The organism is Escherichia sp. WS1152, from assembly GCF_046487665.1.
GTDB classification, from domain to species: Bacteria; Pseudomonadota; Gammaproteobacteria; order Enterobacterales; family Enterobacteriaceae; genus Escherichia; species Escherichia coli.
Genome location: NZ_JBJQJA010000003.1, coordinates 88,642 through 100,940, shown reverse-complemented (window position 1 = coordinate 100,940; position 12,299 = coordinate 88,642). Strand labels below are relative to the sequence as shown.

General features: G+C 53.1%; 6 protein-coding genes. 5 read left to right on the top strand and 1 reads right to left on the bottom strand.

The genetic code is table 11. The features are described 5' to 3' along the window. Positions 1 to 217: 217 nt before the first annotated feature. From pdhR to lpdA, 4 genes are all read left to right on the top strand, one after another. Complete coding sequence (pdhR, locus tag ACJHW7_RS06685) at positions 218 to 982, top strand: pyruvate dehydrogenase complex transcriptional repressor PdhR (RefSeq protein ID WP_000331776.1); 765 nt, start codon at positions 218 to 220, stop codon at positions 980 to 982. Positions 983 to 1,142: 160 nt separating this feature from the next. Continuing rightward, a complete protein-coding gene (aceE, locus tag ACJHW7_RS06680) occupies positions 1,143 to 3,806 on the top strand; it encodes a pyruvate dehydrogenase (acetyl-transferring), homodimeric type (RefSeq protein ID WP_000003820.1) in 2,664 nt (887 codons plus the stop codon). Positions 3,807 to 3,820: 14 nt separating this feature from the next. Then, on the top strand, positions 3,821 to 5,713 hold the full coding sequence (gene aceF / locus ACJHW7_RS06675) for a pyruvate dehydrogenase complex dihydrolipoyllysine-residue acetyltransferase (protein WP_000963497.1): 1,893 nt from the start codon (positions 3,821 to 3,823) through the stop codon (positions 5,711 to 5,713). A 207-nt stretch (positions 5,714 to 5,920) separates the two neighbouring features. After that, positions 5,921 to 7,345: a dihydrolipoyl dehydrogenase gene (gene lpdA, locus ACJHW7_RS06670; protein WP_000102485.1), complete on the top strand. Its 1,425-nt coding sequence runs from the start codon at positions 5,921 to 5,923 to the stop codon at positions 7,343 to 7,345. A gap of 70 nt (positions 7,346 to 7,415) precedes the next feature. On the opposite strand, the gene ACJHW7_RS06665 is transcribed toward lpdA, so the two are convergent. Further along, positions 7,416 to 9,263, bottom strand: a complete 1,848-nt coding sequence (locus ACJHW7_RS06665) for a DUF3300 domain-containing protein (protein ID WP_000784425.1) — start codon at positions 9,261 to 9,263, stop codon at positions 7,416 to 7,418. A gap of 354 nt (positions 9,264 to 9,617) precedes the next feature. Here ACJHW7_RS06665 and acnB point away from each other — a divergent pair, with 354 nt between their 5' ends. Next, complete coding sequence (gene acnB / locus ACJHW7_RS06660; protein WP_001307570.1) at positions 9,618 to 12,215, top strand: bifunctional aconitate hydratase 2/2-methylisocitrate dehydratase; 2,598 nt, start codon at positions 9,618 to 9,620, stop codon at positions 12,213 to 12,215. Positions 12,216 to 12,299: the final 84 nt, after the last annotated feature.

Genomic DNA, 12,299 nt, shown 5'->3' with positions numbered 1-12,299 from the left:
ATAATCGTTAAAAAATCCCTTTCCTACGTAAAGTCTACATTTGTGCATAGTTACAACTTTGAAACGTTATATATGTCAAGTTGTTAAAATGTGCACAGTTTCATGATTTCAATCAAAACCTGTATGGACATAAGGTGAATACTTTGTTACTTTAGCGTCACAGACATGAAATTGGTAAGACCAATTGACTTCGGCAAGTGGCTTAAGACAGGAACTCATGGCCTACAGCAAAATCCGCCAACCAAAACTCTCCGATGTGATTGAGCAGCAACTGGAGTTTTTGATCCTCGAAGGCACTCTCCGCCCGGGCGAAAAACTCCCACCGGAACGCGAACTGGCAAAACAGTTTGACGTCTCCCGTCCCTCATTGCGTGAGGCGATTCAACGTCTCGAAGCGAAGGGCTTGTTGCTTCGTCGCCAGGGTGGCGGCACTTTTGTCCAGAGCAGCCTATGGCAAAGCTTCAGCGATCCGCTGGTGGAGCTGCTCTCCGACCATCCTGAATCACAGTATGACTTGCTCGAAACACGACACGCCCTGGAAGGTATCGCCGCTTATTACGCCGCGCTGCGTAGTACCGATGAAGACAAGGAACGCATCCGTGAACTCCACCACGCCATAGAACTGGCGCAGCAGTCTGGCGATCTGGACGCGGAATCAAACGCCGTACTCCAGTATCAGATTGCCGTCACCGAAGCGGCCCACAATGTGGTTCTGCTTCATCTGCTAAGGTGTATGGAGCCGATGTTGGCCCAGAATGTCCGCCAGAACTTCGAATTGCTCTATTCGCGTCGCGAGATGCTGCCGCTGGTGAGTAGTCACCGCACCCGCATATTTGAAGCGATTATGGCCGGTAAGCCGGAAGAAGCGCGCGAAGCATCGCATCGCCATCTGGCCTTTATCGAAGAAATTTTGCTCGACAGAAGCCGTGAAGAAAGCCGCCGTGAGCGTTCTCTGCGTCGTCTGGAGCAACGAAAGAATTAGTGATTTTTCTGGTAAAAATTATCCAGAAGATGTTGTAAATCAAGCGCATATAAAAGCGCGGCAACTAAACGTAGAACCTGTCTTATTGAGCTTTCCGGCGAGAGTTCAATGGGACAGGTTCCAGAAAACTCAACGTTATTAGATAGATAAGGAATAACCCATGTCAGAACGTTTCCCAAATGACGTGGATCCGATCGAAACTCGCGACTGGCTCCAGGCGATCGAATCGGTCATCCGTGAAGAAGGTGTTGAGCGTGCTCAGTATCTGATCGACCAACTGCTTGCTGAAGCCCGCAAAGGCGGTGTCAACGTAGCCGCAGGCACCGGTATCAGCAACTACATCAACACCATCCCCGTTGAAGAACAACCGGAGTATCCGGGTAATCTGGAACTGGAACGCCGTATTCGTTCAGCTATCCGCTGGAACGCCATCATGACGGTTCTGCGTGCGTCGAAAAAAGACCTCGAACTGGGCGGCCACATGGCGTCCTTCCAGTCTTCCGCGACCATTTATGATGTGTGCTTTAACCACTTCTTCCGTGCACGCAACGAGCAGGATGGCGGCGACCTGGTTTACTTCCAGGGCCACATCTCCCCGGGCGTATACGCACGTGCTTTCCTGGAAGGTCGTCTGACTCAGGAGCAGCTGGATAACTTCCGTCAGGAAGTTCACGGCAATGGCCTCTCTTCCTATCCGCACCCGAAACTGATGCCGGAATTCTGGCAGTTCCCGACCGTATCTATGGGTCTGGGTCCGATTGGTGCTATTTACCAGGCTAAATTCCTGAAATATCTGGAACACCGTGGCCTGAAAGATACCTCTAAACAAACCGTTTACGCGTTCCTCGGCGACGGTGAAATGGACGAACCGGAATCCAAAGGTGCGATCACCATCGCTACCCGTGAAAAACTGGATAACCTGGTCTTCGTTATCAACTGTAACCTGCAGCGTCTTGACGGCCCGGTCACCGGTAACGGCAAGATCATCAACGAACTGGAAGGCATCTTCGAAGGTGCTGGCTGGAACGTGATCAAAGTGATGTGGGGTAGCCGTTGGGATGAACTGCTGCGTAAAGATACCAGCGGTAAACTGATCCAGCTGATGAACGAAACCGTTGACGGCGACTACCAGACCTTCAAATCGAAAGATGGTGCGTACGTTCGTGAACACTTCTTCGGTAAATATCCTGAAACCGCAGCACTGGTTGCAGACTGGACTGACGAGCAGATCTGGGCACTGAACCGTGGTGGTCACGATCCGAAGAAAATCTACGCTGCATTCAAGAAAGCGCAGGAAACCAAAGGCAAAGCGACAGTAATCCTTGCTCATACCATTAAAGGTTACGGCATGGGCGACGCGGCTGAAGGTAAAAACATCGCGCACCAGGTTAAGAAAATGAACATGGACGGCGTGCGTCACATCCGCGACCGTTTCAATGTGCCGGTGTCTGATGCAGATATCGAAAAACTGCCGTACATCACCTTCCCGGAAGGTTCTGAAGAGCATACCTATCTGCACGCACAGCGTCAGAAACTGCACGGTTATCTGCCAAGCCGTCAGCCGAACTTCACCGAGAAGCTTGAGCTGCCGAGCCTGCAAGACTTCGGCGCGCTGCTGGAAGAGCAAAGCAAAGAGATCTCTACCACTATCGCTTTCGTTCGTGCCCTGAACGTGATGCTGAAGAACAAGTCGATCAAAGATCGTCTGGTACCGATCATCGCCGACGAAGCGCGTACTTTCGGTATGGAAGGTCTGTTCCGTCAGATTGGTATTTACAGCCCGAACGGTCAGCAGTACACCCCGCAGGACCGCGAGCAGGTTGCTTACTATAAAGAAGACGAGAAAGGTCAGATTCTGCAGGAAGGGATCAACGAGCTGGGCGCAGGTTGTTCCTGGCTGGCAGCGGCGACCTCTTACAGCACCAACAATCTGCCGATGATTCCGTTCTACATCTATTACTCGATGTTCGGCTTCCAGCGTATCGGCGATCTGTGCTGGGCGGCTGGCGACCAGCAAGCGCGTGGCTTCCTGATCGGCGGTACTTCCGGTCGTACCACCCTGAACGGTGAAGGTCTGCAGCACGAAGATGGTCACAGCCATATTCAGTCGCTGACTATTCCGAACTGTATCTCTTACGACCCGGCTTACGCTTACGAAGTTGCTGTCATTATGCATGACGGTCTGGAGCGTATGTACGGTGAAAAACAAGAGAACGTTTACTACTACATCACCACGCTGAACGAAAACTACCACATGCCGGCAATGCCGGAAGGTGCTGAGGAAGGTATCCGTAAAGGTATCTACAAACTCGAAACCATTGAAGGTAGCAAAGGTAAAGTTCAGCTGCTGGGCTCCGGTTCTATCCTGCGTCACGTCCGTGAAGCGGCAGAGATCCTGGCGAAAGATTACGGCGTAGGTTCTGACGTTTATAGCGTGACCTCCTTCACCGAGCTGGCGCGTGATGGTCAGGATTGTGAACGCTGGAACATGCTGCACCCACTGGAAACTCCGCGCGTTCCGTATATCGCGCAGGTGATGAACGACGCTCCGGCAGTGGCATCTACCGACTATATGAAACTGTTCGCTGAGCAGGTCCGTACTTACGTACCGGCTGACGACTACCGCGTACTGGGTACTGATGGCTTCGGTCGTTCCGACAGCCGTGAGAACCTGCGTCACCACTTCGAAGTTGATGCTTCTTATGTCGTGGTTGCGGCGCTGGGCGAACTGGCTAAACGTGGCGAAATCGATAAGAAAGTGGTTGCTGACGCAATCGCCAAATTCAACATCGATGCAGATAAAGTTAACCCGCGTCTGGCGTAAGAGGTAAAAGAATAATGGCTATCGAAATCAAAGTACCGGACATCGGGGCTGATGAAGTTGAAATCACCGAGATCCTGGTCAAAGTGGGCGACAAAGTTGAAGCCGAACAGTCGCTGATCACCGTAGAAGGCGACAAAGCCTCTATGGAAGTTCCGTCTCCGCAGGCGGGTATTGTTAAAGAGATCAAAGTCTCTGTTGGCGATAAAACCCAGACCGGCGCACTGATTATGATTTTCGATTCCGCCGACGGTGCAGCAGACGCTGCACCTGCTCAGGCAGAAGAGAAGAAAGAAGCAGCTCCGGCAGCAGCACCCGCGGCTGCCGCGGCAAAAGACGTTAACGTTCCGGATATCGGCAGCGACGAAGTTGAAGTGACCGAAATCCTGGTGAAAGTTGGCGACAAAGTTGAAGCTGAGCAGTCGCTGATCACCGTAGAAGGCGATAAAGCTTCTATGGAAGTTCCGGCTCCGTTTGCAGGCACCGTGAAAGAAATCAAAGTGAACACCGGCGACAAAGTGTCTACCGGCTCGCTGATTATGGTCTTCGAAGTCGCGGGTGAAGCAGGCGCGGCAGCTCCGGCGGCTAAACAGGAAGCGGCTCCGGCAGCGGCCCCTGCACCAGCAGCTGGCGTGAAAGAAGTTAACGTTCCGGATATCGGCGGTGACGAAGTTGAAGTGACCGAAGTGATGGTGAAAGTGGGCGACAAAGTTGCCGCTGAACAGTCACTGATTACCGTAGAAGGCGACAAAGCTTCTATGGAAGTTCCGGCTCCGTTTGCAGGCGTCGTGAAGGAACTGAAAGTCAACGTTGGCGATAAAGTGAAAACTGGCTCGCTGATTATGATCTTCGAAGTTGAAGGCGCAGCGCCTGCGGCAGCTCCTGCGAAACAGGAAGCGGCAGCGCCGGCACCGGCAGCAAAAGCTGAAGCCCCGGCAGCAGCTCCGGCTGCAAAAGCCGAAGGCAAATCTGAATTTGCTGAAAACGACGCTTATGTTCACGCGACTCCGCTGATCCGCCGTCTGGCACGCGAGTTTGGCGTTAACCTTGCGAAAGTGAAGGGCACTGGCCGTAAAGGTCGTATCCTGCGCGAAGACGTTCAGGCTTACGTGAAAGAAGCTATCAAACGTGCAGAAGCAGCTCCGGCAGCGACTGGCGGCGGTATCCCAGGCATGCTGCCGTGGCCGAAGGTGGACTTCAGCAAGTTTGGTGAAATCGAAGAAGTGGAACTGGGCCGCATCCAGAAAATCTCTGGTGCGAACCTGAGCCGTAACTGGGTGATGATCCCGCATGTTACTCACTTCGACAAAACCGATATCACCGAGCTGGAAGCGTTCCGTAAACAGCAGAACGAAGAAGCGGCGAAACGTAAGCTGGATGTGAAGATAACCCCGGTTGTCTTCATCATGAAAGCCGTTGCTGCAGCTCTTGAGCAGATGCCTCGCTTCAACAGTTCGCTGTCGGAAGACGGTCAGCGTCTGACCCTGAAGAAATACATCAACATCGGTGTGGCGGTGGATACCCCGAACGGTCTGGTTGTTCCGGTATTCAAAGACGTCAACAAGAAAGGCATCATCGAGCTGTCTCGCGAGCTGATGACTATTTCTAAGAAAGCGCGTGACGGTAAGTTGACTGCGGGCGAAATGCAGGGCGGTTGCTTCACCATCTCCAGCATCGGCGGCCTGGGTACTACCCACTTCGCGCCGATTGTGAACGCGCCGGAAGTGGCTATCCTCGGCGTTTCCAAGTCCGCGATGGAGCCGGTGTGGAATGGTAAAGAGTTCGTGCCGCGTCTGATGCTGCCGATTTCTCTCTCTTTCGACCACCGCGTGATCGACGGTGCTGATGGTGCCCGTTTCATTACCATCATTAACAACACGCTGTCTGACATTCGCCGTCTGGTGATGTAAGTAAAAGAGCCGGCCCAACGGCCGGCTTTTTTCTGGTAATCTCATGAATGTATTGAGGTTATTAGCGAATAGACAAATCGGTTGCCGTTTGTTGTTTAAAAATTGTTAACAATTTTGTAAAATACCGACGGATAGAACGACCCGGTGGATAATGGGCGTCATAAAAAAAACGTCAGACCCGCCGGAGATAAATATATAGAGGTCATGATGAGTACTGAAATCAAAACTCAGGTCGTGGTACTTGGGGCAGGCCCCGCAGGTTACTCCGCTGCCTTCCGTTGCGCTGATTTAGGTCTGGAAACCGTAATCGTAGAACGTTACAACACCCTTGGCGGTGTTTGCCTGAACGTTGGCTGTATCCCTTCTAAAGCACTGCTGCACGTAGCAAAAGTTATCGAAGAAGCCAAAGCGCTGGCTGAACACGGTATCGTCTTCGGCGAACCGAAAACCGATATCGACAAGATTCGTACCTGGAAAGAGAAAGTGATCAATCAGCTGACCGGTGGTCTGGCTGGTATGGCGAAAGGCCGCAAAGTCAAAGTGGTCAACGGTCTGGGTAAATTCACCGGGGCTAACACCCTGGAAGTTGAAGGTGAGAACGGCAAAACTGTGATCAACTTCGACAACGCGATCATTGCAGCGGGTTCTCGCCCGATCCAACTGCCGTTTATTCCGCATGAAGATCCGCGTATCTGGGACTCCACTGACGCTCTGGAACTGAAAGAAGTACCAGAACGCCTGCTGGTAATGGGTGGCGGTATCATCGGTCTGGAAATGGGCACCGTATACCACGCTCTGGGTTCACAGATTGACGTGGTTGAAATGTTCGACCAGGTTATCCCGGCAGCTGACAAAGACATCGTTAAAGTCTTCACCAAGCGTATCAGCAAGAAATTCAACCTGATGCTGGAAACCAAAGTTACCGCCGTTGAAGCGAAAGAAGACGGCATTTATGTGACGATGGAAGGCAAAAAAGCACCAGCTGAACCGCAGCGTTACGACGCCGTGCTGGTAGCGATTGGTCGTGTGCCGAACGGTAAAAACCTCGACGCAGGCAAAGCTGGCGTGGAAGTGGACGACCGTGGTTTCATCCGCGTTGACAAACAGCTGCGTACCAACGTACCGCACATCTTTGCTATCGGCGATATTGTCGGTCAGCCGATGCTGGCACACAAAGGTGTTCACGAAGGTCACGTCGCCGCTGAAGTTATCGCCGGTAAGAAACACTACTTCGATCCGAAAGTTATCCCGTCCATCGCCTATACCGAACCAGAAGTTGCATGGGTAGGTCTGACTGAGAAAGAAGCGAAAGAGAAAGGCATCAGCTACGAAACCGCCACCTTCCCGTGGGCTGCTTCTGGTCGTGCTATCGCTTCCGACTGCGCAGACGGTATGACCAAGCTGATTTTCGACAAAGAATCTCACCGTGTGATCGGTGGTGCGATTGTCGGTACTAACGGCGGCGAGCTGCTGGGTGAAATCGGCCTGGCAATCGAAATGGGTTGTGATGCTGAAGACATCGCACTGACCATCCACGCGCACCCGACTCTGCACGAGTCTGTGGGCCTGGCGGCAGAAGTGTTCGAAGGTAGCATTACCGACCTGCCGAACCCGAAAGCGAAGAAGAAGTAATTTTTCGTTTGCCGGAACATCCGGCAATTAAAAAAGCGGCTAACCACGCCGCTTTTTTTACGTCTGTAATTTACCTTTCCAGTCTTCTTGCTCCGCGCTCAGAGAGACGTTCGCGTACTGCTGACCGTTGCTCGTTATTCAGCCTGGCAGTATGGTTACTGTCGTTTAGACGTTGTGGGCGGCTCTCCTGAACTTTCTCCCGAAAAACCTGACGTTGTTCAGGTGATGCTGATTGAACACGCTGGCGGGCGTTATCACGTTGCTGTGGGTTCAGTGGGCGCTGCTGTACTTTTTCCTTAAACACCTGGCGCTGCTCAGGCGAGGCTGACTGAATACGCTCACGCGCTGCGTCTCTTCGCTGCTGGATCTGTGGGTTAGTCTGCATTTTCTCGCGGACTACCTGGCGCTGCTCAGGCGAGGCGGGCTGAATGCGCTCACGCGCTGCCTCTCTTCGCTGCTGGTTCTGCGGGTTAGTCTGCATTTTCTCGTGAACTGCCTGGCGCTGCTCAGGAGAAGCTGACTGATAACGCTGACGAGCGGCGTCCTTTTGTTGCTGGGTCAGTGGTTGGCGACGGCTGAAGTCGCGGAAGTCGTCATAGCTCCCATAGTGTTCAGCTTCATTAAACCGCTGTGCCGCTGCCTGACGTTGGGTATCTCGTGTAATGACGGGGGCGGCGTGTGTTCGTTGCTGAAACTGACTTGCTGCCGCCTGACGCTGGCTGTCGCGTGTTGGAGCAGGTAGCTGCGTGGCACTCATTCCGCCGTTGACATCAGTTTGATGAAACCGCTTTGCCATATCCTGATCATGATAGGGCACACCATTACGGTAGTTTGGATTGTGCCGCCATGCCATATTCTTATCAGTAAGATGCTCACCGGTGATACGGTTGAAATTGTTGACGTCGATATTGATGTTGTCGCCGTTGTGTTGCCAGCCATTACCGTCACGATGACCGCCATCGTGGTGATGATAATCATCGTCATGATGATGGTCATGATCGTCGTCATCCCAGTCGATGCTGCTGAATAGTGCGTACGTGGTAGCAACGCCCATGCTATAGCCGAATCCGCGCACAAAGCTGTCAACAAACGGTTCTCCGGCTGGTGGTGGCAGATAAACCGGCGGATACGCAGTATTGGCCCAGTTCCCGTAAACCACGGTTGGGTTGTAGTTGGGAATATAGACTACATCAGGATTGGCGGGCTCAATGGAAATGACTGTTGTTGCCGGCTCTGTAATGACGGGGTTGGCAGTTGAAACGGTATTGGATGGTATGACGGGAGCCGTGACTGTCTGTGTTACCGGTACAGTTTTCTTCGTTGTGGTAATAACTTTCTGTTCGGTTGATGACTTCAGCGAGCCGGTTTGTTGCGCCAGTTGCCGCAATCGCTGTACCGAGTCCATCACGTCCTGCGGCTGCGCCAGAAAAGCATCGCCCAGGTTTTGCACCCATTGCGGGTTTTCGCCCATCAACGCCATCAATTGTGGAAAGGCCACCAGTGATTTAACGCTGGCGTCCCACGGCTGGTCAGATACCGCCTGAATAGCAGCATCGCCTTGTTTAAGTGGATTATCGTGCGACCATTGCACTGCTTGAGCAACGTTTGCCGGATAGGTTGATGCCATTAACACTTGTGAAAGCAGAGAGTCGGGGTATAGCGCGACGGGCGCGACCCATTGATCTATTTGTGCAGTGCTGAATGCGGATTTAACGACGGCGGGTGTTACGGGCGGTGCGGAAACCGTTGCAGGAAGCGTAACCGCGGCAGCGTCAGACACAGCCAGTTGTGTCGATAGCGGTTCCACAGGCGCTTCCACTGTGCGGCTTTTTATATATAGCCCGGCAGAGGCGGCACAAAGCCCGGCACTGCAAATTAGTGCCAGCACATGGGGTTTAAACGGCAAAGTCATTTTCATAATTCGGATCTCAAGGAAATCGCAATGGTCGGCGAACTGCCACCCGCAGGTGCTGTAAATCTGAGTATAAAGAGGCGGTAGTTTAAATTTTGACTAATCTTGGGATTCGTTGAGAAAGGTGATTATCACTATGCGAATTAACGAAGTTTTTACGGAGGGAAACAATCTCTAGACCATCCTTAACGATTCAGCCACTTTTTCATGTTGCTTTTTTGTAAACAGATTAACACATCGTCAAAATCCTGCTATTCTGCCCGTTGCGGTACTGGGCATTTACCCTACAAACTGCTGTCTCACAGGAGCGTGAAGAGAATCGCCTGCCGCACTATGACAATGAGAGCGAGGAGAACCGTCGTGCTAGAAGAATACCGTAAGCACGTAGCTGAGCGTGCCGCTGAGGGGATTGCGCCCAAACCCCTGGATGCAAACCAAATGGCCGCACTTGTAGAGCTGCTGAAAAACCCGCCCGCGGGCGAAGAAGAATTCCTGTTAGATCTATTAACCAACCGTGTTCCCCCTGGCGTCGATGAAGCCGCCTATGTCAAAGCAGGCTTCCTGGCTGCTATCGCTAAAGGCGAAGCCAAATCCCCTCTGCTGACTCCGGAAAAAGCCATCGAACTGCTGGGCACCATGCAGGGTGGTTACAACATTCATCCGTTGATCGACGCGCTGGATGATGCCAAACTGGCACCGATCGCTGCCAAAGCACTTTCTCACACACTGCTGATGTTCGATAACTTCTATGACGTAGAAGAGAAAGCGAAAGCAGGCAACGAATATGCGAAGCAGGTAATGCAGTCCTGGGCGGATGCCGAATGGTTCCTGAATCGCCCGGCGCTGGCTGAAAAACTGACCGTTACCGTCTTCAAAGTCACTGGCGAAACCAACACCGATGACCTTTCTCCGGCACCGGATGCGTGGTCGCGCCCGGATATCCCACTGCACGCGCTGGCGATGCTGAAAAACGCCCGTGAAGGTATTGAGCCAGACCAGCCAGGTGTTGTTGGCCCGATCAAACAGATTGAAGCTCTGCAACAGAAAGGTTTCCCGCTGGCATATGTCGGTGACGTTGTGGGTACGGGGTCTTCGCGTAAATCCGCCACGAACTCCGTTCTGTGGTTTATGGGCGATGATATTCCACATGTGCCGAACAAACGCGGCGGTGGTTTGTGCCTCGGCGGTAAAATTGCACCAATCTTCTTTAACACGATGGAAGATGCGGGGGCACTGCCAATTGAAGTGGACGTCTCTAACCTGAACATGGGCGACGTAATTGACGTTTATCCGTACAAAGGCGAAGTGCGTAACCACGAAACAGGCGAACTGCTGGCAACCTTCGAACTGAAAACCGACGTGCTGATTGATGAAGTGCGTGCGGGTGGCCGTATTCCGCTGATTATCGGGCGTGGCCTGACCACCAAAGCGCGTGAAGCACTTGGTCTGCCGCACAGTGATGTGTTCCGTCAGGCGAAAGATGTCGCTGAGAGCGATCGCGGCTTCTCGCTGGCGCAAAAAATGGTAGGCCGTGCCTGTGGCGTGAAAGGCATTCGTCCGGGCGCGTACTGTGAACCGAAAATGACTTCTGTAGGCTCTCAGGACACCACAGGCCCGATGACCCGTGATGAACTGAAAGACCTGGCGTGCCTGGGCTTCTCGGCTGACCTGGTGATGCAGTCTTTCTGCCACACCGCGGCGTATCCGAAGCCAGTTGACGTGAACACGCACCACACGCTGCCGGACTTCATTATGAACCGTGGCGGTGTGTCGCTGCGTCCGGGTGACGGCGTAATCCACTCCTGGCTGAACCGTATGCTGCTGCCGGATACCGTCGGTACCGGTGGTGACTCCCATACCCGTTTCCCGATCGGTATCTCTTTCCCGGCGGGTTCTGGTCTGGTGGCATTTGCAGCCGCAACAGGCGTAATGCCGCTGGATATGCCGGAATCCGTTCTGGTGCGCTTCAAAGGCAAAATGCAGCCGGGCATCACCCTGCGCGATCTGGTACACGCCATTCCGCTGTATGCGATCAAACAAGGTCTGCTGACCGTTGAGAAGAAAGGCAAGAAAAACATCTTCTCTGGTCGCATTCTGGAAATTGAAGGTCTGCCGGATCTGAAAGTTGAGCAGGCATTTGAACTGACCGATGCGTCCGCCGAGCGTTCTGCTGCCGGTTGTACCATCAAGCTGAACAAAGAGCCGATCATCGAATACCTGAACTCTAACATCGTCCTGCTGAAGTGGATGATCGCGGAAGGTTACGGCGATCGTCGTACCCTGGAACGTCGTATTCAGGGCATGGAAAAATGGCTGGCGAATCCTGAGCTGCTGGAAGCCGATGCAGATGCGGAATACGCGGCAGTGATCGACATCGATCTGGCGGATATTAAAGAGCCAATCCTGTGTGCTCCGAACGACCCGGATGACGCGCGTCCGCTGTCTGCGGTACAGGGTGAGAAGATCGACGAAGTGTTTATCGGTTCCTGCATGACCAACATCGGTCACTTCCGTGCTGCGGGTAAACTGCTGGATGCGCATAAAGGCCAGTTGCCGACCCGCCTGTGGGTGGCACCGCCAACCCGTATGGACGCCGCACAGTTGACTGAAGAAGGCTACTACAGCGTCTTCGGTAAGAGCGGGGCTCGTATCGAGATCCCGGGCTGTTCCCTGTGTATGGGTAACCAGGCGCGTGTGGCAGACGGCGCGACGGTGGTTTCCACCTCGACCCGTAACTTCCCGAACCGTCTGGGGACTGGCGCGAATGTCTTCCTGGCTTCTGCGGAACTGGCTGCTGTTGCGGCGCTGATTGGCAAACTACCGACGCCGGAAGAGTACCAGACCTACGTGGCGCAGGTGGATAAAACTGCCGTTGATACTTACCGTTACCTGAACTTCAACCAGCTTTCTCAGTACACTGAAAAAGCCGATGGTGTGATTTTCCAGACTGCAGTTTAAAAAGTCAGCGCACGCGCTGCGCATAAACGACACAATGCCCGGTGAATGAGATTCCCGGGCATTTTTTATTTCTAAACCATCGCC